The sequence below is a fragment of the Pedobacter nutrimenti genome, assembly GCF_003208655.1.
Classification (GTDB): domain Bacteria; phylum Bacteroidota; class Bacteroidia; order Sphingobacteriales; family Sphingobacteriaceae; genus Pedobacter; species Pedobacter nutrimenti.
In genome coordinates this window covers 875,529-898,341 of sequence record NZ_QKLU01000001.1, presented here as the reverse complement: position 1 = coordinate 898,341, position 22,813 = coordinate 875,529, and the positions used below count along the sequence as shown (strand labels likewise).

Below are 22,813 nucleotides of genomic sequence, written 5' to 3'. Positions count from 1 at the left end.
GCTTTCTTTGGCCAACAGATCAAAAGAAATGAGGAAAGCTTTAATTTTTAGCCTTTGCTTTATTACAGGAGTTCAACTCCTTAAAGCAAAAGACACAGACCCACAGATTGGGGAAGTACCCAGAATTGGGAAAACCTTTTGGACCTTTAAAACGGGGGCCAAACTATATGCCTCACCGGTTCTTTTTGGAGCAAGGATTTATGTCGGAGCTGAAGATGGACATCTATATGCGCTTAATAAAAATACAGGTCGGGAAATTTGGAGGTTTAAAGCCGGGGCTTCAGTAAGTATGCAGCCTGCCATTTGCGGCCAGATGCTTTACGCCAGCAGTAAAGATGGACGCATTTACGCATTAAACTGTAAAACCGGAAAACTGAAATGGATTTTTAAAACTGGCAAACAAAAGCAGGTGGGGGCCTTTGGCTTGTGGGGAATGAAACCATTAGACCAATATATGGAAGATCCCTATGATTTTCTGATTTCAGCTCCGGTCATTAAAAGAGACGGAAACAAAGAAGTCCTTTACGTTGGAAGTGGTGACGGATATGTCTATGCAATTGACGCCGGTTGCGGAGAATTGAAATGGAAATTTAAAACGAACGGAATTATCCGCTCAACACCGGCAGTAGATGAACACAAAGTGTACATTGGCAGCTGGGATAGTTATATTTATGCCCTTGACCGTAAAAATGGGACCCTCATCTGGAAATACAAAACGGGTGAAGACCCGGGGACACACCTTATGGAAGGTTTTCAGGCAGAAGCTGTGATCGGGAAGGGAAAACTCTATCTTGGAAGCAGGGACGGTTTTTTTTATGCTTTAAATACAGATAAGGGAACATTGGACTGGAAATATGATGCAAAAGGATCCTGGATTATATCCAGAGCTGCCGTTGCAGACAGTACTGTATACCTGACAACTTCTGATTCTTATTTGTTTGTGGCCCTGAATGCCAAAACGGGAAAAGAAAATTACAGGATAAAAACAAGCGGATATAATTTCTCTTCTGTGGTTCTAAATGGAAATTATGCTTTTTTTGGGGACTATAGTGGTCAGCTATATCAAACTGACCTTCGCAAGGGGAAAATCTTTGCCTGTTTTGAAACCCAAAGCCGTCGCATGGCCAAGCATGAAGTCTTTTCTCCGCAAGCAAGACTAAGCTTTCGTCATTCTGCCAAAGGCAGGGATCTGGCCCTTTATCAGACAACCCTGGAGGTGATGAAGGAGTTTGATCGCGTGGGGCCTATTGTCTCTGCCCCTTTAGTACGCAAAGAGGTGCTTTACTTTTGTAGTACCGAAGGGCTCTTGTATGCCCTGGCCAGAAGAAAATATTAATGCTTTAATGAGGCACTGAAGAATTAATAACAAAATAAAAATTAACAGATGCAACCAAAGAAATAATCACCTAATTTAGGTGGCAGTTAAACAAATGACCGCCGGAGATTTTTCTTATGGAACGTACAAAAAAATCTTTACAAAGCCATTTTGGACTGAAGCTCAGCTTATTCGGTGAGGAAAAGACATTTGTTCCAATGGGTATTCCAGATTTTAAAAGCCGCAGTGAAAATCCTTATTTTATTTTTGAGTATAAACTGGAAGGGGAGGTACTCGAATCCCTGACTTTTGAGGTGCTGGACCAGGAAGGCCAGCTGATTTACAGCATGCCATGTAAGCCCGAATACAGTAAACCAGGAGCTTACCTCATTTACTGGGATGGTTTTGACAATCAGGATTGTTATGACAGCAGCAGGTTTAATAGTAAAGTGCTAAAAGCAGTGCTAAGGGCAATTTATATGGATAAAAGCCAAACCGTAGAAACTTTGTTCAGAACCGAATATAAAGAAGTGCGCTGGCTTGACGTTAAAATTGACAGAAAAGCAAAAAAAATAGAAGCCCTGCTGCGGACCAATTTGAAAGACGGCGGGACCGAAGGTTTGCCCGAAGGTCAGCGTGTGCCGGAAAATATTGTGGAAATACATGGAAAGGGACCTCTGGACCAGGCAACAAAAAATTTCGGAGAACTTTTGGACGCTGCTTTGGAAGGATTGGCATACCATTGGGGCCGCAATGCGCATCATCCGGAAGCGAAAAATATCGTTTTGGACAATGGAGAGGCCTATCAGTTTTTTCTGAAACCCGATAACCAGGGCGCAAAAACCGTAAAATCACCGGTGATTACTTACAGAACAAACCTGAGTCCCGGAAGGTCCAGAAACTGGGAAATGTCCAGGATTTTATATTATAATGCCGGTTACCTGAAATTTCCCCGTCAGTGGTATTATGAAAATGACGATAAAGCCATGCTCGATTTTAAACACACTGCGGCCCATGAGATTGGACATGAAATCCTGCTGGCCTATGGAGGGCATGTCTATTCCAAAAGCCATAAAGGAAGTTCTACCATTGTTACCCAGTCTCCCCTGGGAAATTTTCTGTATCCCGGAAAAGGCGAAATCGACCTGATGATCTATTATGTCGAAAATCCGCAATATCCTTATCCTTCGGATTATATAAAAAGAAGTGTTGCGGCCGAAAAAGATGTTCTGGGACTGGTTTGGCTAAGTAAATTGCGAATCGAAGCGGTCGATGCTATGGAGACGCAAACGCCTTTTGTTTAGGTAGTTGATTTCTACCAGGGGTAGCTAAGCTTAAGGTGAATTTTGAAAAGAACTAAAGCCTGCCCGGCGAAATGCCAAACTGCTTGCGGAAGGCCGTACTGAAGTGCTGTACAGAAGAATAACCCAAATGAGCCGAAACCTCTTTGATGCTTGAGCCGCTACCCAGCATTGTTCTGGCCTGTTCCAGCCTTACGGTAGTCAGGTAACCAAAAACGGTCTGGTCAAATAACTCCTTAAATCCATTTTTAAGCTTAAACGTATTGGTACCGGCAGCGGCTGCGAGTTCTGTTAAAGAAGGCGGATTGGACATGTGTTGCAACAGGTATTCCCTGGCATAAAGAATACAATCCCGATCTCTGGAAGTCGTTAAGCAGCTTTTTATTGTACTTTTCTGCTGCTGTTGCTCAATGGCGGCCGCCTGGAGGCTCAACAGTTCTATACTTTTGGCCTGCAGAAAAAGAAATTTAAGTTTGCCGCTAAATTTGCAATTCATTATATCCTTTAAACACTGGTGCATTTGCAGACTGATGGGCATGTAGTCTTCGGTGGCGTTTGCACTTTTCTTTAAAACGATTTGCTCGCCAAACTTTTCGAGGGTTTTTCCTGTATTTTGAACCAGTTCCAGAAAATAACTGCTTTTAAAATGAAGTTCAAAAAACAGGTAAGCTTCATTTTTGCTGTAATTGGCTGTCCCGTCAAATTCGGGCACGTACATCATGTTGTGCTGGTTGGGATTAAAAAAATAAGATTTTTTGTTGATGTGGTTTTCTACAATGCCTTTTCCGCTTAAGGAAAAATGAAGTTCCACCATATCGGGCATGTCTACTGTACGCATCCGGAGTTGCTGCTGTTTTAAACGCATATCCCCATAAACGATAAAGACATCCTGAAAAGCCATTTGTACCAGTTCCAGCTCTGCAAAGGACATACTGAAGCGATCTCGTCGTTCGATCACGAGCGGAAAATCCAAAACCTGATCATGTAACTGTAGCGGTTCATTTAGGTGGTACCAATTCCCCGTAGGACTGCTAACCATTAAGCCCATAAAAAATCCTTTTGCTGTAAATCATAATACTTTTGTTGTAAAACCATTTTCCTGCGGAATGGGCACCTTTGTCAAAGTTAATTATTTAGAATTGTTTTAAATAATAAAAAAGCGATTTAATAGACCTATGCATCAAAAAAAGAAAGCTAAAACCGGAATTTTCCGTTTACTGGAAATTGCCGGAAAACGTAAACGGTTGCTCAGTTTATCTGCCCTGCTGGCCATCGGCCATGCCCTGATGACCCTGGTGCCCTATGTACTGGTTTGTGATATCCTCAAAGCTTTAACTGCACCGGTTCTGGATAAAGTTTTACTACAGCAAGATATCTTTAAGGCAGTTATAGCAGTAGTTTTATCTTATTTGCTGCTGTATGCTTCAGGGATGGCCTCACATGTGGCCGCTTTTAACATCCTTTACGAACTGCGAAGGCAAATGGCCGAAAAAATCGGGCGACTGTCGCTGGGTTTTATCAATAAAACCAACTCCGGGGCTTTAAAAAAAATCATGTCCGACGATGTGGAGCGTATCGAGAACTTTATTGCCCACAGCATCCCTGACTTTATAAAAGGAATGATATTGCCCCTGATTACCCTGGTCTACCTTTTTTGTATCGACTGGAAGCTGGCCCTGGCCAGTTGTATCCCCCTGGTGTTGCTGGCGGTTTTTATTCCCCTGATGTTTAACAGAAAAAGGATGGACCTGCTGACAAATTACCACCGTTCTCTGGAAGACATGAATTCGGGAATTGTTGAATTTGTAAGGGCCATGCCGGTGATTAAAATTTTTGGGCATACGGCCGAAAAATTTGACCAATATAGCGGGGCGGTTTACCGCTTCAGGGACATGGTAATCGCCTGGGTACGGAATTCTGCACCCGCTTATGGAATATTTATCAGTTTCATCAGCAATGCAACGCTGCCTGTACTTGCGGCCGGTTTGTACCTGTATTTTTCAGGAAGTAGCACGCTGGCCACATTTTCCCTCTTTTTGATTCTGGGGGTAGGGTATATTCGTCCGCTGTTTGCCCTGAGCAACCTGGGATCGCAGATTTCTGTCATCAACCACGGTGTAAAAAGGCTGGATGAAATTCTTTTTGGCAGGGAACAGGAAAGTTCCGGAACAGAAATGCCCGAGGGCAATTTTGAAGTCAGCTTTGAAGACGTTTATTTTGGTTACCAGCAGGAAACTTATACCCTGATCGATGTTAGTTTTAAAATGCCTGCCGGAAGTATTACGGCCCTTGTTGGGCCATCCGGATCCGGAAAATCGACCATCGCGCAATTGCTCAGCCGTTTCTGGGACCCGCAGCAGGGCAGGGTCTGTATAGGCGGAAAAGACATCAGGGACATTGCCCCAGAAGTTTTGATGAAGCACATCGCCTTTGTTTTTCAGGAGAGTTTTATGTTTCGGGAAAGCCTGTATGAAAACATCCGAATGGGGATGGACAAAAGCAAGGAACAAGTGCTTGCTGCAGCAAAGGCTGCCCAATGCCATGATTTCATTATGCAGCTGGAGCAGGGCTACCAGACCCGCTGGGGCAGTGACGGGCTACACCTGAGCGGGGGAGAACAGCAGCGCATCCAGCTGGCCAGGGCCATTCTCAAAGATGCCCCCATTCTGATTCTGGATGAGGCGACGGCCTTCAGTGATCCGGAAAATGAACACCTGATCCATAAAGCTTTCCATGAACTGATCCGGGATAAAACCGTACTCATCATTGCCCACCGGCTCAGTACCATTGTGGCCAGTGACCAGATCATTGTCATGGACAAAGGAATGGTGCAGCAGACCGGACAGCACCAGGCGCTGCTGGAACAAAGCGCGCTCTATGCCCGGATGTGGCAGGCCCATACCCGGGCAAAAGAATTTGCCATTTAATGCTTATAAAACAAAAGCCTCGTATCATGTTAAAAAATTTGCGATATATATTTAAACTGGCCCCGGGGGCCGTTAAAAAAAGTATTTTACTCGAACTGCTCCATGGTCTGTTCATTGCCTTGCCTACAGGTTTTCTGCTCCTGGTGCTGCAGGAACTGTTTAGCGTGCAGCCCAACCGGGCAAAGCTCTGGACCTTTGTCTGGATCCTGTGCGGTATGCTGGTTTTGCAGTTATGGGTATCGGTTAAAACGATTGTAGCCAGTAATCAGATGACCTATACCTTGTCGACCAGCCTGAGGATCCGTTTAGGAAACCATTTACAAAAACTTAGTATGGGGACCTTTAAACAAAGGGACCCTGGGGACCTGGCTTCAGTGGTGCTGCAGGATGTGGCTAATTTTGAAATGATTTTTGGACATACCATTGGCAATATGGCCGCTTCAGTATTTTCAACCCTGATCCTTTCCGTTTTCCTGTTTCTGACCGACTGGCGGCTGGCCCTGATTTTACTGACGGCAATTCCATTAAGCTGGCTCATGATCCGGATTTCCAATCTGCTGATCCGAAAAGAAGGAAAAAAGCACATTCAGGCCAGAAATGAATCAGGTACGCGTTTTCTTGAATATGTACAGGGCATACGGCACATCAAGTCTTTTGGCCTTACGGGTGCCCGTTACTCCAGCCTGGATAAAGCCCTAAACGATTTCCGGCGTGCAAGCATCCGTACAGAAGCGGTTCCGGGCCCTTTTGTACTCACTGCAGCAGTGGTGTTTGAACTGGTTTTTCTGTTTATGTTGTACATTGCACTGTCTTATTTTAGCGGTTCGGGTCTTTCTGTTGCTGCCCTGATCACTTTTCTTATTTTAGGTTACCGGTTGTATGAACCTTTAAAAATTGTACTGGTCGATTATGTAATTCTGCGTTACATGAACATCAGTATGGAGCGGGTTATTGAAGTACTGGAAACAGTAGTTCAGCCATCCGGAAAAAAACTGGAGCCTATAGCTTATGATGTGACTTTTGAACAGGTAAGTTTTGCTTACAGACCCGGTAAAACCATTCTTGATGACCTCAGTTTCCAGGTTCCCGAAAAGAGCATGTTGGCCCTGGTCGGGCCATCCGGTTCGGGTAAAACCACCATTACGGCTTTAATTGCCCGCTTTTGGGATGTGCAGCAGGGGACGGTTAAAATCGGTGGCGTAGATGTAAGGGATATGGCGCCCGACCGGGTATACAGCCTGATTAGTGAAGTTTTTCAGGAGGTCTATCTTTTTGACGACAGCATTTACAACAACATCCGCTTTGGTAAAATGGAGGCCAGCGAAGAAGAAGTGATCGCAGCAGCCGACAAAGCCGAAGTTTTGGCCTTTGCCTGGGAAATGCCCCAGGGGATCCATAGCCGGGCAGGAGAAGGTGGAAACAAGCTTTCCGGTGGACAAAAACAGCGCATTAGTATCGCGCGGGCACTTTTAAAAAATGCCCCGATTGTACTGCTCGATGAAGCAACAGCCTCTCTTGATCCTGAAAATGAAATTTACATACAAAAGGCCATCCAGGAACTGGTGAAAGATAAAACGGTTATAGTGGTGGCCCATAAGCTGGCCACGATTAAAAATGCCGCTCAGATCCTGGTCCTGGACAAAGGAAAAGCAGCAGAAAAAGGAACACATAGCCAGCTGCTGGCACAGCAAGGTCTTTACCACCGTTTATGGGAATTACAGCAATCAGCTGGAGGTTGGAAAATCTCTGCACCCAAAAGTATGGCCTGAAAGACAAAGCGGACAGAAAATTCAGAATATATTCAGAATGCTGTTGTAAATTGCCGGCATGAAACTGCTGATCATTGAAGATGAACAGGACCTGGCAGAGAGCATTTCCGAATACCTTTCGGACGAAAATTACCGCTGCGAACAGGCCACAAATTATGCTTCTGCCATGCAGAAGGTCCTGGATCATCAATATGATTGTATCCTGCTTGACCTGATGTTGCCTGGTGGAGATGGATTTGCGATCCTGGAGGAATTGAAAAAACAGGGCAAACAAGACGGAATCATTATCATTTCGGCACGCAACGCCCTGGACGATAAAATCCGGGGACTGAAACTTGGGGCAGATGATTACCTGGTGAAGCCTTTCCATTTGCCCGAACTGGCCGCAAGGATCTATTCCCTGCTCCGCAGGCGTAACTTTTCAAGCAACAATGTGATTGAGCAGCATGAACTGCACATCGACCTGCTGGCAAAACAGGTACTGGTCCATGACCGTCAGGTGGTTTTAACCAAAAAAGAATTTGACCTGCTGCTTTATTTTATTGCGAACAAAAACAGGGTGATTTCAAAAAGTGCCCTGGCAGAACACCTTTCAGGAGATGTGGCAGATATGATGGATAATTTTGATTTTATTTATGCGCATGTGAAAAACCTGAAGCGGAAACTGACTGAAGCAGGTTGTGCGAATTACCTGACCACCATTTACGGATCTGGTTACAAATGGGAAGTATGAATAAATTGCTGGACAAGCCTTTAAGGCTCTTTACCCTTTATGCATTTCTGGTGCTGGCCTGCAGCGTTCCGGCCTATTTTGCCATTATTGATTACATCTGGCTCAATGAAATCAACGAGCACAACCATATTGTCAGTGAATCTACCAAAAAGAACCTGCAGGCACTGAAACTTAACGATCAGGAACTAAAGCAAAGCATTCTATTGTGGAACCGTTTAAAGCCCGAAACCCAGCTCCGGGAAGTCTCGGCCTTGAAAGCAGACAGCCTGTACAACCTTTACCGGAAAAACCAGTACATTCCGGCAAAAGGTTATGACCGTTTCCAGGGCAGGGTAAGTTATTTTGAACTTAACGGAAAAAAATACAGCCTTACTGTTGAAACCAATGTAGAGGAAACCCATGAAACGATTCTGGCCATTACAGCAGTAACCGTATTCTTTTTTATCGTTTTGCTGACTGGTTTTATTTTACTCAACAAACGCATTTCGTCCAGGCTCTGGAAACCATTTTACCATAGCCTGGGGCAAATCAAATCTTTTGACCTCAACAGCCAGGTCCGGCCGGTCTTTGAAAAAACAGATATTGCAGAGTTCATGGAAATGAACCAGAGTCTGAATAAACTCATAGAAGGGAACATTATGGCTTACCGGCAGCAAAGGGAGTTTACAGAAAATGCCTCTCATGAATTGCAAACCCCTATGGCCATTGTGCAGTCCAAACTCGATTTGCTGTTGCAGGACCCCTCGGTCAGCAGCAGACAATCCAGACTGATTGACCAGATCCAGGCGGCGCTTTCCAGGGTGAGCCGGATCAATAAAAACCTCTTGCTGCTGGCACGGATGGAAAACCAACAGTTCAGGGAAAAGGAAAGGACCAATCTGACTGCGCTGTTGGAAGAAGTCCTGGAGCTTTCCGAGGACTTTGCCTATGAACGTGGTCTGAAGCTGAAAACCCGGATCGAGGAAAATATTACCAAAGCTTGTAACAAAATGCTTTTTGAAATTATGGTCAGCAATTTACTGATGAACGCGGTTTTACACAGTGAACATCAGGGAAGCATAGAAGTATTGCTGGACCAACAGCAGCTGCGTATTTCTAACCAGGGCAGTGTAGCCTTACTGGAAGATAAATTATTTAAACGCTTCAGCACCGCTTCTTCCCAAAACCCGGGAACAGGGCTTGGCCTGGCCATTGTGCGTGAAATCTGTATGAACCACAACTGGCAGGTTGCCTATGATTTCCAGCAAGGCAGGCATACATTCTCGGTGCTGTTCGCTGAAAACGGAATTCAGAATTAATTCTAAATCTCCCTTCACCTTTGCTAAAGTTCAAGGTATTGAAGCCCCGAACAATGATTTAGTAAAGACATATGAAGATGCATAAATTAAATTACCTGATCCTGGTCCTTTTGCTGGCACCGGTTTTTTCCCTGGCCCAAAACCCAAAAGTGACCTTTTCCGGCGTACTGAAAGACGCAAAAACAAAAAGTACCATACCTTATGCAAAAGTGGTATTGAAAAAACCGGCCGACAGCAGCCTGGTTTTAAGCTCCATGACCGATGATGAAGGGCGTTTTGTTCTCCGGGAACTCCAGTCTGGTCATTACCTTTTGGAAATCAGTTACATTGGATACAAGACCCATCAGCAAAAAGTCAGTACAGGCACGCTGAATGCTTTTTTGGACCTGGGCCATATCGAACTGGCCGAAGATGCCCGCTTGTTAAAAGAAGTCAACATTGTTTCCGGCCCTGTCGAAGGGGTATCAGGTAAAATGGACAAAAAAACGTTTAACCTTTCGGGCAACATCAGCCAGGCTGGAGGTTCGGTACTGCAGGCCCTGCAAAACCTGCCCGGACTAACTGTTCAGGATGGAAAGGTACAACTCCGTGGAAGCGATAAAGTAGCCCTGCTCATTGATGGAAAACAAAATGCGATCACTGGTTTTGGGAGCCAGACGGCTTTGGACAATATTCCAGCCTCGGCCATAGAAAGAATAGAAATTATCAATAACCCCTCTGCAAAATTTGATGCCAACGGAAATTCGGGGATCATTAATATTATCTATAAAAAAGATAAACAGGAAGGGTTTAATGGAAAAATCGGATTGTTTACGGGCTTGGGGGCATTATGGACCAGAAAGGAAAATCTTCCCGACCTTAGCCCGCAATACCGGGCTACCCCAAAAATAAACCCTTCTTTATCTTTAAACTACCGGAAAAATAAGCTGAATACCTTTATGCAGGCCGACTGGTTGTATACCCAAACGCTCAACAGAAATGAATTTGCAGAGCGTTTATATGACGACGGGAGCCAGATTCGCCAGCAGGTCAAAAGGAACCGTACCACCGGTATCGGGACCCTGAAAACCGGGGCCGACTGGACAATGGATGAGCGCAATACCTTTAGCATTTCAGCTTTGCTGAGCAGTGAAAAAATAAAAGACCTGGGCGAGATTCCTTATTTTAATGCCGATCTGAGCCAAAGAAGCAGGCTGTGGACCTTTCTGGAAGACGAAATGAAATACACCGCGACGGGTTCCCTGGTTTATCAGCATAAATTTAAACAGCCTGGTCATCAGTTAAATGCCAGCTTTAATTATACCTTTCACCGGGAGGACGAAAAGTACTTTTTTGACAACTATACCCCAGGCTTAAAAGGAGAAGACCATTTTAAGCTGCTTTCCGATGAACAGGTGCTGGACTGGAACATAGACTACGTAAAGCCGCTGAAACAAGGCCGTTTGGAAAGCGGGATCAAATTCAGAAGAAGAACCATTCCAACCAATATGCAGTTTTTTCCGGGGGTCAATTCTTCTATAGATCCCTCAGCGGGCGGATGGGCCGACTATGCCGAAAGCATTCCCGCCCTGTATGGGAATTATGTCTTTGAAAACGACCGTTTTGAAGTAGAAGCAGGTTTAAGGCTGGAATATGTAAAAGTAGATTACAAAGTCAACCCGCAACACAATACCTATAAAAGTGATGGTTATGATTATGCCCGTCCTTTTCCAAACCTGCGACTGGCCTATAAGCTGGACGGGCAGCAAAAGATTTCCCTTTTTTACAACGGCAGGGTAGACCGTCCCAATGAAGTAGACATTAGAATTTTTCCAAAGTACGACGAGCCTGAGGTTTTAAAAGTTGGAAATCCGGGTCTGCGCCCGCAGTTTACCCATACCTTTGAACTGGGATATAAAAACAGTTTTAACCAGGGAAGCCTGTACCTGGCCGCCTACCACAAGGAAACCCGGGCAACCATCACCAGAATTGCCACCATAGTTCCAGGAAATACTTTGATTTACAATATTTTTCAAAATGCCGGGAACAGCCGCACAACAGGTGCAGAATTTGTACTGGACAAAGAACTGAATCCCTGGTTTTCCCTGCAGTTTAACGGCGCGGTCTACAGGAACATGCTGGATGCCTTTAGTATTGTCAACCAATATCCGGTACCAGTACCTTATCATGCCGAAAAACAGCAAAGCACTTCAGGAAACCTAAAACTGAATGCTTTGTTTAAACTGAAAGGGGAGACACGTATCCAGGTTACGCCGGTTTACCTGGCGCCGGACATCATTCCCCAGGGAAAAATAGGTTCGAGGTTTTCCGTGGATATGGGCATCAAAAAAATGATCCAGAAAGGGAAAGGGGAGCTGGTCTTGAATGCGACTGACCTGCTGGGTACCCTGAGGATTAAGAAAAGCATCAGCGGAAATGGTTTTGTGCTCAACAGCACCGATTATCTGGAAACACAGGTGTTCAGGATTGGCTACAGCTATAAATTTTAAACTACAGCGGTTTGCCCAGGGGCAAACCGCTGTAAATTTTTAATGGTTCACCAGTTTAAGGGAGGCTTCGTTGTAGCGGGCTCCGGTATCCGGGTAGCGGGCAAGTAGGGCGTCTATACTTTTGAGCTCTGCATCTGATAAACGAAGTTCCGCTGCCCCTGCATTTTCTTCCAGGTACTTTCTCTTTTTGGTACCCGGAATAGGGATCAGGTCATTGCCCTGGGCCAAAACCCAGGCCAGCGCCAGCTGTGCGGGTGTACAATGCTTATCGGCAGCCATCACAGCAAAATCTTTGGACAGAGATTGGTTGTTCTCCAGGTTCTTTCCGCTGTAACGGGGCAATGATTTTCTGAAGTCACTCTCTGCCAGCTGGCTCACATCCAGTGCATTGGTGACCAGTCCCCTGGCTAGCGGAGAATAAGGGACCAGGGAAATACCAAGTTCCCTGATGGTGCCGAGAATTTCTGTTTCCACCTCCCTGGTCAACAGGGAATACTCACTTTGCAAGGCCGAAATGGGGTGAACCGCATGAGCTTTACGCAAAGAAGCAGCAGAGGCTTCACTGAGCCCAAGGTAACGGACTTTGCCTTCTTTAACCAGTTCGGCCATCGCACCTACGGTCTCTTCAACAGGTACAGTTGGATCTATCCGGTGGGCATAATAAAGGTCTATGGTATCTATTTTTAACCTTTTTAAACTGTTTTCGACTGCAATTTTAATCCAGGCCGGTGAACCGTCAAAATAGGTATTGGCCGAATTGCTTGGGCCAGCCTGGTCTGTTTTAAAGCGGAAACCAAATTTAGTGGCAATAAAAACCTTGTCCCGGTTGGGGACCAGAACTTTAGAGATCAACTCTTCATTGAGCCCGTTTCCATACATATCTGCTGTATCCCAGAAATTAATACCCAGGTCCAGTGCTTTATGCAAGGTGGCAATACTCTCTGTATCATCGGTAGGACCATAGGCAAAACTCATACCCATACAGCCTAAACCGATAGACGATAATTTTTCTGTTGTTGTTCCTAAATTTCTATAATTCATGATGTTCTTTTTTTGTCAGATCAAAATTATAGTCCGCCAGCGGGATCTTTTTATAGTATTCAAACGAATAATTATAATAATCAAACAAGCGCTGCCCTGGCATCCCCGGGGGTAATGCCGGTATGCTTTTTAAAGAAATTATTGAAATAAGCCGGATATTCAAAACCAAGGCTGTAAGCCACCTGGGCAATATTCCAGTCGGTATGGCTCAGCAGGGCCTGTGCTTCCCGGGTAATCCTTTCGGAAATCAGGGTGGTGGTGGTTTTACCGGTGACTTCCTTCACAGAGCGGTTCAGGTGGTTGGCATGGACGGAAAGCCGTTTGGCATAATCATTTGCCGTTTTCAGCTGCAGGGCATTGTCCGGTGAATCTACCGGAAATTGTCTTTCCAGCAGTTCAATAAATAAAGAAGTTATCCTGGAAGAAGCATTGGCATGTTTCTGGAAATTCTCTGCAGGCTGCATTTTCATGGCCTCATGGATAATCAGGTGCAGGTAATTGCGCAGCAAGTCGTATTTGTGGCTGTATGCAGATTCCATTTCCTGCATCATTTTTTTAAAGAGGGCAGCAAGCTCCTGCTCTTGCAGCTGGTCAATAAAAAAGACCGGGTTACCACCAATTTTAAACAAAGGGGAGTCCTGTAAAGTTGTTGTCCGTTCTGTAGACTGCAAAAAGGCTTCGGTAAAAATACAGAACCAGCCTTCCTGTTTCTCTGATGTTACTTCCCAGGAATAAGGAATGACCGGATTGGAAAAAAGCAGTGCCGGACGGTCAATATCAATCCATTTATCTGCGTAATGTAGTTTTCCTGTGCCAATAATCAGGGAAACCTTATAAAAGTCCCTGCGGCTGTAAGGCGTTTTGGGATAACAATAATTGCGTGTAAAAACGTTGATGTGCCCTGCGCCTGCATTGTTCAGGGAAAGTCCGGATGCATTGGCCTGGGGGACCCGCTGATAAAAAGCGGCAACAGATTCGGTATGACTCATTTTATAAAGTTATAAAATTCAAATAGTTATTTTGAAGATAAAGATCCGCTTATTTCTTTTGTGGCAGTACCCTGATAATGGTGCTGAACAGATTTGCACGGTAAGCATTGCCGATCATCAGTTGTTGTTCCCCGATCCTGACGTCCTGGTGGTCTGCGCTGCTGATGTGACTTACATTGACCACATAAGATTTACTGATCCGGACAAAAAGATCTGCCGGGAGCTGCTCGTGCAGGGCTTTGAGGTTCATGTTAACGATCAACCGCTGCGTTTTCAGGTAAACCAGTGAATAATCCTTCAGGCCCTCAATGTACAGGCAGTCTGCGAAAATCAGTTTATGAAATCTTTTTTCATGTTTTACAAAAATATGGTCAGTGGGCGTACCCAGCATTTGTTGAAGCTGTGTTTTTTGCATGCTCAACAGCTCTGCATTTTTTTTTGCGCGGAGTACAGCCTGACCGAAACGGTCCGGGTGAATGGGCTTTAATAGATAATCTATGGCATGGACCGTATAACTTTCGGTCGCATATTCGGAGTAAGCAGTGGTAAAAATGATCATCACGTCTGGCCCTAGTATCCTGGCAAAATCCAAACCATTGTAACCAGGCATTTGTATGTCCAGAAAAACAAGCTCAATGGCATTGATTTCCAGAAATTCCTGAACCAATGCCGGACTTCCAAAGCAACCGCAGAGGTTCAGGCTGACATCCTGTCCGATCAGGAATTTTAATTTTTCCCTGGCCAGAGGTTCATCATCTATTACAATACAGTTCATAATTGTAAAATTAATTGTACTTCATATTCGGCATCATTTTGATGTAGAGAAAGTTGATGCCTGTGCGGATAAAGCAATTTCAATCTCCTTTGGATATTTTTCAGCCCTGTGCCGCCTTCCAGTACATAAGTCAAGGGCCGAAAAGTATTTTTGCAGCTAAAATAGAGTTTTCCTTCTTCTTCATAGAGGTTTAGGCTGATGGTGGGCGCTCCAGCATAATTGTTGTGCTTGACCGCGTTTTCTATAAAGGGAAGAAAAAGCAAGGCATGGACTTTTGTATTTTCTCTAAAAGCCCCGATCTGCATATTAATTTCCAAAGCATCCCGGCGGATACATTCCAGGTAAAGGAAGTCACGGATAAAATCAATTTCTTTTCCCAGGTTCACCAGGCCATCATTGCTGGCATAGAGCTGGTACCGGAGCAGATCAGAAAATTTATGGACCAGTGTTGAAGCCTTATGCTGATCGGTATAAATCAATACATCCAGGTTGTTTAAGGTATTGAACAAAAAATGAGGGGAAAGTTGTTTTTTAAGGCTGTCGAGTTCCGCTTGCAGGGAAAGGTTACGCAAAATGGCATTGTAATGCGTAATCATGACCCAGTGCTGTAAAAGTTTAATGGCGGTGGAAGCAAATAATAGAATAGCAAGGAACACAAAAAAGGTGAGGACATCCGAAAAATTATAGGCTGAAAAGGCCTTTTCCTTTAAAAGAAAAGGTGAAAGTACAGGCTCGGAAAGGCGCAGTAAGATATAGCAGGCCAGCATGGAGCAAAAGGCCGCTATTCCATAGCTAAAGTACCTGGCCCTGAGCAGTAGTCTGGGGATGAGCACGTACATGTTCAGGTAAGGGATAATCAGCATGTAAATCAGGGCAATGACCTGGATAAAGGGTTGCCATTCGGCCTTGAACTCTGGGGTATGTATAATGGAGGCCAAGATCAGCAAAGGCAATAAATGACGGAGCCACCGGAAACCGGGGCTGCAAAGCGCCCGTAGTAAAAGATTTTCTTCCTGTATTTTTTCGGCCTGCAGGGGTATACTGCTCATCGTTTTTTCTTTTTAAGGTGAAGAGATTAAAACGGTTTAAAAATAAGGCATTGTCTTAATGTTCAGTCAAAATACTATACAAAAGGCTCTATTTGACCTATAAGAAGTCTGAATACAACTACAAAAGATTCATCAGGGGTTAAAAACCGCAGATGGCAGCTTAGTGCTTTCCAAAAGCATACTGGTGCTGCAGGCGATGACGTTGCTCTAAAATTTTCCGGGAACTGATTTGAATGGGATTTCTTTGCAGCATAAACACACCAATGAACAATAATAAATGAGACAGAAAAGCATTTTTAAAATTTTAATTCCTGTACTGGTTCTTTTTTCCTGCAAAAAAGACAAAACAACAGTGCCACCGGCGGAAAACAAACTGAACATGGAAAAGGTCGAAAAACGTATGGACTTTATCCTGAATGAACTGAAGGTACCCGGTATGGCTGTGGCCCTAACCGATCAGGACAAAATCATCTGGCACCGGGAAGGTGGCTTTGCCAGGTTGCAGGAAAAAGTCAAAGTGAATGAAAACACCATTTTTAAGCTGGCTTCTATCGCCAAACCCATGATAGCCCTAAGTGCCATGCGGCTGGTGGAGGAAGGCAGGCTGGACCTGGACAAAAACATCAACGACTACCTGCCCTTTGAAATTGTAAATCCGCATTGCGCCACCTACAAAATCACCATGCGGCATTTGCTCAGCCATACCTCTGGGATTACCGATCGTATTTATGGAAATACATTTGATTTCATGATTTCAGGTGCAGACCACCCCCTGGACCTGGCGGGTTTTGTTTCTTCCTTTATTCATAAAAATGGTAAATACTACAATACAGGTACATTTTCAGATGCAGAGCCTGGGACAGCGTACATTTATACCAATACTGGGGCCTCTTTAGCTGCTTACGTTATAGAATGTATTGCAAAGACCAGTTTTGATCAGTTTTCCTCAAAACTGCTTTTTAATGCCCTGGGAAAGGAAAACCTATACTGGCACCTTCGTGATTTTCCTGCCGGGCGCCTGGCTTACGGACATTATCTCGATTATACGCAGACCGGTATTTTTAGTATTGCCGATTATGCCAGTGGTGGTTTGCATGGGACAGCCACAGATCTGGCCAGATTTTCCCAGCTTTTGCTGAACAATGGACGTATGGCCGGGACACAGGTAATTTCAGGAAAATCGTTGGATGAAATGAAAAAAATACCATTTCCATTGGCCAATGCCCGTCATGGTCTTTTCCTGGAATCCATACCACTTTCTTCCGGAGCACATTTGTATGGTTATAACGGCAATATGATTGGTTATGGTTCTTATATGTATGTTGTTCCAGAGAAAAAAAGAGGGGTCGTTATTTTATTTAACTACCAATCTGCTGAGGATAATCTGCAATCTGAAAAGATACGTGCCGAACTGAACAAACTGTTGGGCGATTTGCTGGACATTTAATTTTACACACACACCAATGTTTCCACCAGACAGACAGCAGGGTACTTTTGCCAGCCCTGCTGCGCTGTCTTATTTCCTGCCTCAGCTGTTCCTCTGTTTGGAAAACAGCAGTAAGGTCTTGTCTTCCACCACAATTTCGGCTTTCTTCTTTAAGCCCAGTTTCCCGAGCAGCCCTATAGAATCCAGGTTATCCGGATTTACCGTGGCCAGAATGGTGGTGTTGGACGGGTCTTTTTCAAGTTCATCCAGGACCCTTTTGGAAGCTTCGTAAGCATAGCCCTTTTTGGCATAGGCGGGCAGAAAGGCAAAGCCGATGTCCCTGTGCTCCAGATAATCTCTTTGGATAAAGGTCACTGCCCCAATAGCCGTATTACTATCGGAAAGCTTCACCACCCAGTACTGTGAAGCCGGGTTGTCCAGTATTTTTTGAATATAAGCTTCTGCTTGCTGCTGGTTGTTGATGTTTCGGTTCCCGATAAAACGGAGCCAGCCCGGGGAATTCAGTAATTCATAAATAAATGGGGCATCAGCAAGGCTTAAATCTTCAATGCGGAGTCTTTCAGTATAGAGGGGGTTTTGCATAACAGTTCAATAGGATGGTTAAAGAAACGAAACTAAATCTTAAATTTGAAACATTATGTATGTAAATCCAGCCCAGCTCCGGACCGTAAATGTGATCCGTTATGTGACGCCTTTGCGGGAAGGAGGATCGATGCCGGCCATTGCCGAGGCAGATGACGAATTTTTATATGTGCTTAAATTCAGGGGAGCAGGTCAGGGCCCAAGGGCACTGATTGCAGAGCTGATTGGTGGCGAGCTGGCCCGTGCCCTGGGTTTTAGGGTACCCGAACTGGTTTTTGCAGAACTCGATGAGGCCTTTGGCCGCACAGAACCCGATGAAGAAATTCAGGACCTCCTTAAAGCAAGCACAGGGTTGAATCTGGCCCTTCATTACCTTTCAGGGGCGGTTACTTTTGACCCTAATGTCAACCAGGCAGACCCGGTTCTGGCTTCTGAAATTGTCTGGCTGGATGCCCTGCTGATGAATATGGACCGGACAGCGCGCAACACCAATATGCTCATGTGGCATAAAGAACTGTGGCTTATTGACCATGGCGCTTCCCTTTATTTTCACCATTCCTGGCAAAACTGGGAAGACCAGGCCAAAAAACCGTTTGTTTTGATTAAGGATCACGTTTTATTACCGCAAGCTTCAGAAATGGAAGCTGTACAGGAAAGGTTTAAAAACATCCTGAAGCCCGATCTGATCCATGCCATTGTGAACCTGATTCCAGAAAACTGGCTTTGTGGTGATTCTCCTTTTGAAACCACAGCAGCACACCGGCAGGCCTATGCAGAATTTTTAATTTCAAGGCTCGCCTATTCAGCTATTTTTGTAAAAGAAGCACAGGATGCAAGAGAAAAACTTATATGAGTATGCTGTGCTTCGCATTGTACCAAGGGTAGAACGCGAAGAATTCCTGAACGTTGGGGTTATTTTATTTTGTGCCAAACAGCGTTTTCTGGAAAGCAGGGTCCACCTGGACCAGGCCCGTTTGCAGGCCTTATGCCCAGGGCTGGATCAACAGGAACTCCGGGAGCATCTGGATGCCCTGCAGCGCATTTGTAAAGGCGGGAAAGACAGCGGTCCGATTGGTTTACTGGATATGCCTTCGCGTTTTAGATGGCTCACGGCCACACGCAGCACCATTGTGCAGGCCTCTAAAGTTCATCCCGGATTCAGCAGTGATCCCCTGAAAACCCTGGAAAAATTACATCAGACACTGGTTCTTTAACATCGGGCATGGAATATTTTGAAAAGCTGCTTCATTTGTTGAAAATGGAGGAAGCCGAAGACTTTAAAGCCTATCAGCAGCAGACAGCGCATCATTCTGCAGCCCAGCGGCGACAGGAAGGCCTTTGCTGGTACCCGGTGGCCATAAGAGGGAGTGAAATGGGCAGGGGAGATTACCTGAGCGTGGAGCTGGAAAGAACCACCCATCAGGACTTGTCGCACCAATTCCGCTTTGGAGCCTCCGCCGCTTTGTTTTCCAATCATCATCCCGGACAGGACCGGCTGGAAGGACTGGTCAGTTTCCAGGTGGGCAACCGGATGAAAATCACATTAAAAACAGATGAACTGCCAGACTGGGCCAGTGACGGAAAACTGGGTGTAGACCTGTTGTTTGACAACAACAGCTATGCCGAGATGAAGAACGCGCTGAAAACAGCCGGAGCGCTCACCGAAAAAAGTGTTTCCTGGCCCCTGGTCCAGACACTTTGCGGGCTAAGGGCACCTGTTTTTGATCTTCCTAAAACACCAGTAAAAACCTCGGGCTTAAATGCTGTTCAGCAAAGCGCTGTAGAAAAAATCCTGGGGGCCAGGGAGCTGGCCATTGTACACGGGCCACCCGGGACTGGAAAAACAACGACCCTGGTACAGGCCATTAAAGCTTTGTATGCGCAGGAAGCTAAACCCATACTGGTGGTTGCCCCAAGCAATACAGCTGTTGACCTGCTGAGTGAAAAACTGGCGGAACAGGAGATGAATGTGGTCCGTATTGGGAATCCGGTACGGGTTTCCCAGCACCTGCTTTCTTTGACCCTGGACGGACGGATTGCGGAACACAAAAACATGAAGGAAGTCCGGAACCTTAAAAAGCAGGCGAATGAGTTCCGTAACATGGCCCATAAATACAAAAGAAATTTTGGAAAGGCAGAAAAGGAGCAAAGAAAGGCGCTTTTTGATGAAGCCCATAAAATCCTGAAAGAAGCAGAACGTACAGAACAATATGTAACCCAGCAGGTCCTCTCTGGAGCGCAGGTGATTACTGCGACATTGGTTGGGGCCAACCATTATACCGTTAAGGGACTTGAGTTTCATACCGTGGTGATCGATGAAGCCGGACAGGCCCTGGAACCGGCCTGCTGGATTCCTATACTTAAAGCCAGGAAACTGGTATTGGCAGGAGACCACTGCCAGCTGCCCCCAACCTTAAAATCCGATTCCGCTGCAAAAGAAGGGCTGAACCTGACTTTGCTGGAAAAATGTGCCGGATTATATCCCCAGGCGGTGGTGCTTCTGGAGGAGCAGTACCGGATGAACCAGGCCATTATGGGCTATTCCTCGGCTGTTTTTTATCAGAACCGCTTAAAAGCAAACCAGGCAGTGGCCGGGCACCTGCTGTTTAAAGACGATGCCCCTTTGCTATTTATCGATACTGCAGGTTGTTCTTTTGAAGAACAAGCCGCCGGAACAAGCCTGGTCAATCCGGAAGAAGCATTCTTTTTGCTGGGAAACCTGAGCAGTTTCAGTAAGGTTTTTCCATTGCATTTCCCCGCAGAAGAATTTCCTTCAGTGGCCATCATTTCTCCTTATAAAGAACAGGTCGCTTTTTTGAAAGAAAAGCTCAAAGAACACTCCGACCTTATGGCCTTTTCGCAGCAGATCAGTATCAATACCATAGACAGTTTCCAGGGCCAGGAAAAAGACCTGGTGTACATCAGTTTAACCCGGAGTAACCCCCAGGGGAGTATCGGTTTTCTCTCGGACATCAGGCGAATGAATGTGGCCATGACCAGGGCAAAGAAAAAGCTGGTGGTAATTGGAGACAGTGCGACTTTATCGCGGTCGGAATTTTATGCCGGTTTTATGGACTATGCGGAAAAGCAGGGGGCTTATTTCAGTGCTTGGGAATTTATGGATAATTTGTAAATTGGAAGAATGAAAACAGTCGCCATGATCCTGGTTGCCTTAGTGGCAATTGAACATTGTTACATCCTTTGGCTGGAAATGTTTGCCTGGACCACCAGGGGGAAAAAAGTTTTTAAAAAAGCGATGCCCGAAGAACTGTTTGAAAAAACAAAAGGCTTGGCTGCCAACCAGGGGCTTTATAATGGTTTCCTGGCTGCCGGGCTTTTTTGGTCCCTGTTGATTTGTGAGGCCACCTGGTCCAAAAATATAGCGGTGTTTTTTCTTTCCTGCGTCATTGTCGCAGGCATCTATGGGGGCCTTACCGCCTCAAAATCAATTTTTAAAGTGCAGGCCCTGCCGGCCATTCTGGCTTTGATTGCGGTACTTTTTGCTTTTTAAGGGTAAGCGCTGTTTCTTTTTCTGTTTCCCATTGTCCTGCAAAGATTTTTCTGGCAGGCACAATTTACTTTGCCGCCTGCATTTCTTGAAGGAGAACTTATAACGAGTTTAGGTATAGCAGGAGTTTAACTGCGGGTTAAGCCGGAGCTCACCCGGACTTTAGCCGCACCTTGTCCGGGTAAGCTCCGGGTGATGTCCGGGTAATGTCCGGGTAAAGTCCCTGTAATCTCTAAAGATGACCTAGAGGCTAACCCGTGTTCTGTCCGGCTGTTTTTACAAAAAGAAGTCAAGTTGGCCGGGTGTTTATGTCGCGATGGTTAAATGGGCTTGAAGCAAAAAAGGCCCCGCTTAGAAGCGGGGCCTTTTATATCCTGAAACAGGATAGTTTATTTTTTCAATTGTTTTCTTGTCGATTCTGTCAGCTCTCTATTCGCTAATGCATGGCATTCTGCAATGGCATCACTGAACATCATTTGCTGAGGAGGGGTTTTTTGTGTAGAAGCAGAAGGGCCTCTTAAAGCACCGACCAATCCAAGTTCCCTGGCTACATAAACATAACGGATGGCGTCGATCACCACACCTGCAGAGTTTGGCGAATCCTGAACAGATAACTGAGCATCAAAAATAACCGGTGCACCCATAAAGCCTTCCAGTTCCAGACGGAAATTGGCGACTTTGTTGTCTCCGTAATAAGAAATGTATTCAGAAGGACCAGCATGAAGGAAACTGTCTGCTGTGGAAATTCCCCTGATGTCGTTCTGCGCGCGGATGACGTTTTCTTTAGAGATCTTTTTAGATTTCAAGCGGTTTTTGTCTTCCATGTTCAGGAAGTCTGTATTTCCGCCTACGTTTCTCTGGATGTGCGCTTTAACGTGGTGGCCACGCTCAAAAGCAAGTTCCTGAAGCATTTGTGAAACGATACTGGCACCAAACTGGCTGCGCATGTCATCTCCAATGATCGGAATACCGGCATTAATAAATTTTTGTTCCCAAACCGGGTCCGAGGCAATAAATACCGGGATACAGTTCACCAGGGATATGCCCAGTTCCACACAGATTTCTGCATAGAATTCTGTAGCCAACTGAGAGCCTACAGGCAGGTAGTTGATCAGTACTTCTACTTTATGGTCACGCAAATGGCCAATAATTTCATTTCTTAAAGTAGCCACCAGTGCCTGATCATAAGCAGCAGGGTTGGCCAGCAGATCAGATGTTTTTAATTCGTCTTTGATGACAAACCTGTTGGCTTCTGGATATTCGGCCATTAGTGGGGAAACACCATCAATTACAGGCGACCTGTAAATCGGAGCTTCTGTTTTAATGTCATTATTTAATATAATGGTACAGTTCGGTTTTGCAAAAATTGCCTCTTTAAGAGTAGAACCGATTTTTCTTTCATCAACTTCGAAGCCGCAGACAAATTCTATATTTCCAGCTGTGTAACCACCAATGTTGTCTGTCATCAATCCTGATTTCTTGTCACTATGTGTGGTGTAATATTCTACCCCCTGTACCAGGGAGCTGGCGCAATTACCTACGCCTAAAATTGCAACTTTGATCTTATTTTCCGGGCTATGCATTATATAG

At 45.2% G+C, this 22,813-nt stretch carries 19 protein-coding genes; 12 read left to right on the top strand and 7 right to left on the bottom strand.

Features of this window, described 5'->3' with window-relative positions:
* Positions 1–28 precede the first annotated feature (28 nt).
* Both B0O44_RS03820 and B0O44_RS03815 read left to right on the top strand, forming a co-directional pair.
* Positions 29–1,336, top strand: a complete 1,308-nt coding sequence (locus B0O44_RS03820) for an outer membrane protein assembly factor BamB family protein (RefSeq protein ID WP_110827345.1) — start codon at positions 29–31, stop codon at positions 1,334–1,336.
* A 116-nt stretch (positions 1,337–1,452) separates the two neighbouring features.
* Entirely contained in the window at positions 1,453–2,619 is a 1,167-nt protein-coding gene (locus tag B0O44_RS03815; RefSeq protein WP_110827344.1) for a hypothetical protein, read from the top strand.
* 52 nt (positions 2,620–2,671) lie between these two features.
* Here the strand turns inward: B0O44_RS03815 and B0O44_RS03810 are convergent, their stop codons facing one another.
* Positions 2,672–3,664: a helix-turn-helix transcriptional regulator gene (locus B0O44_RS03810; RefSeq protein ID WP_110827343.1), complete on the bottom strand. Its 993-nt coding sequence runs from the start codon at positions 3,662–3,664 to the stop codon at positions 2,672–2,674.
* A gap of 127 nt (positions 3,665–3,791) precedes the next feature.
* Between B0O44_RS03810 and B0O44_RS03805 the strand changes: the two genes are divergently transcribed.
* The 5 genes from B0O44_RS03805 to B0O44_RS03785 all read left to right on the top strand — a co-directional run bounded on the left by B0O44_RS03805 (position 3,792) and on the right by B0O44_RS03785 (position 11,832).
* Complete coding sequence (locus B0O44_RS03805) at positions 3,792–5,543, top strand: ABC transporter ATP-binding protein (protein WP_211321305.1); 1,752 nt, start codon at positions 3,792–3,794, stop codon at positions 5,541–5,543.
* Positions 5,544–5,569: 26 nt separating this feature from the next.
* Positions 5,570–7,312 (top strand): ABC transporter ATP-binding protein, encoded by a 1,743-nt coding sequence (locus B0O44_RS03800; RefSeq protein WP_110827553.1) that lies wholly within the window; start codon positions 5,570–5,572, stop codon positions 7,310–7,312.
* Positions 7,313–7,370: 58 nt separating this feature from the next.
* On the top strand, positions 7,371–8,045 hold the full coding sequence (locus B0O44_RS03795) for a response regulator transcription factor (protein ID WP_110827342.1): 675 nt from the start codon (positions 7,371–7,373) through the stop codon (positions 8,043–8,045).
* The gene (locus B0O44_RS03790) at positions 8,042–9,343 is read left to right on the top strand and encodes a sensor histidine kinase (RefSeq protein WP_110827341.1); all 1,302 of its coding nucleotides are present in this window, start codon (positions 8,042–8,044) and stop codon (positions 9,341–9,343) included. The genes B0O44_RS03795 and B0O44_RS03790 overlap by 4 nt, the downstream gene beginning before the upstream one ends.
* Positions 9,344–9,420: 77 nt before the next feature.
* Positions 9,421–11,832: a TonB-dependent receptor domain-containing protein gene (locus B0O44_RS03785; RefSeq protein WP_211321304.1), complete on the top strand. Its 2,412-nt coding sequence runs from the start codon at positions 9,421–9,423 to the stop codon at positions 11,830–11,832.
* Between the two features lie 39 nt (positions 11,833–11,871).
* Here the strand turns inward: B0O44_RS03785 and B0O44_RS03780 are convergent, their stop codons facing one another.
* The 4 genes from B0O44_RS03780 to B0O44_RS03765 all read right to left on the bottom strand — a co-directional run bounded on the left by B0O44_RS03780 (position 11,872) and on the right by B0O44_RS03765 (position 15,686).
* A complete protein-coding gene (locus tag B0O44_RS03780) occupies positions 11,872–12,873 on the bottom strand; it encodes an aldo/keto reductase (protein ID WP_110827339.1) in 1,002 nt (333 codons plus the stop codon).
* An 80-nt stretch (positions 12,874–12,953) separates the two neighbouring features.
* Positions 12,954–13,862 carry a helix-turn-helix domain-containing protein gene (locus B0O44_RS03775; RefSeq protein WP_110827338.1) on the bottom strand — a complete coding sequence of 303 codons (909 nt, stop codon included), beginning with the start codon at positions 13,860–13,862 and terminating at the stop codon, positions 12,954–12,956.
* A gap of 49 nt (positions 13,863–13,911) precedes the next feature.
* The gene (locus tag B0O44_RS03770) at positions 13,912–14,637 is read right to left on the bottom strand and encodes a LytR/AlgR family response regulator transcription factor (RefSeq protein WP_110827337.1); all 726 of its coding nucleotides are present in this window, start codon (positions 14,635–14,637) and stop codon (positions 13,912–13,914) included.
* Positions 14,634–15,686: a sensor histidine kinase gene (locus B0O44_RS03765; protein ID WP_110827336.1), complete on the bottom strand. Its 1,053-nt coding sequence runs from the start codon at positions 15,684–15,686 to the stop codon at positions 14,634–14,636. The genes B0O44_RS03770 and B0O44_RS03765 overlap by 4 nt, the downstream gene beginning before the upstream one ends.
* 277 nt (positions 15,687–15,963) lie before the next feature.
* On the opposite strand from B0O44_RS03765, the gene B0O44_RS03760 reads away from it, so the two are divergent.
* Positions 15,964–17,133, top strand: a complete 1,170-nt coding sequence (locus tag B0O44_RS03760) for a serine hydrolase domain-containing protein (RefSeq protein ID WP_110827335.1) — start codon at positions 15,964–15,966, stop codon at positions 17,131–17,133.
* A gap of 81 nt (positions 17,134–17,214) precedes the next feature.
* On the opposite strand, the gene B0O44_RS03755 is transcribed toward B0O44_RS03760, so the two are convergent.
* Complete coding sequence (locus tag B0O44_RS03755; RefSeq protein ID WP_110827334.1) at positions 17,215–17,715, bottom strand: GNAT family N-acetyltransferase; 501 nt, start codon at positions 17,713–17,715, stop codon at positions 17,215–17,217.
* A 55-nt stretch (positions 17,716–17,770) separates the two neighbouring features.
* On the opposite strand from B0O44_RS03755, the gene B0O44_RS03750 reads away from it, so the two are divergent.
* Genes B0O44_RS03750 through B0O44_RS03735 form a run of 4 tightly spaced genes read left to right on the top strand, consistent with a single transcriptional unit; the run spans position 17,771 to position 21,226 of the window.
* Positions 17,771–18,568, top strand: coding sequence for a HipA family kinase (locus B0O44_RS03750; protein ID WP_110827333.1), 798 nt, complete (start codon positions 17,771–17,773; stop codon positions 18,566–18,568).
* The gene (locus B0O44_RS03745) at positions 18,546–18,929 is read left to right on the top strand and encodes a DUF3037 domain-containing protein (protein WP_110827332.1); all 384 of its coding nucleotides are present in this window, start codon (positions 18,546–18,548) and stop codon (positions 18,927–18,929) included. The genes B0O44_RS03750 and B0O44_RS03745 overlap by 23 nt, the downstream gene beginning before the upstream one ends.
* 8 nt (positions 18,930–18,937) lie before the next feature.
* Positions 18,938–20,848, top strand: coding sequence for an AAA domain-containing protein (locus tag B0O44_RS03740; RefSeq protein WP_110827331.1), 1,911 nt, complete (start codon positions 18,938–18,940; stop codon positions 20,846–20,848).
* A 9-nt stretch (positions 20,849–20,857) separates the two neighbouring features.
* Positions 20,858–21,226, top strand: a complete 369-nt coding sequence (locus tag B0O44_RS03735; protein ID WP_110827330.1) for a DUF1304 domain-containing protein — start codon at positions 20,858–20,860, stop codon at positions 21,224–21,226.
* Between the two features lie 386 nt (positions 21,227–21,612).
* Here the strand turns inward: B0O44_RS03735 and B0O44_RS03730 are convergent, their stop codons facing one another.
* On the bottom strand, positions 21,613–22,806 hold the full coding sequence (locus B0O44_RS03730; RefSeq protein WP_110827329.1) for an inositol-3-phosphate synthase: 1,194 nt from the start codon (positions 22,804–22,806) through the stop codon (positions 21,613–21,615).
* Positions 22,807–22,813 lie beyond the last annotated feature (7 nt).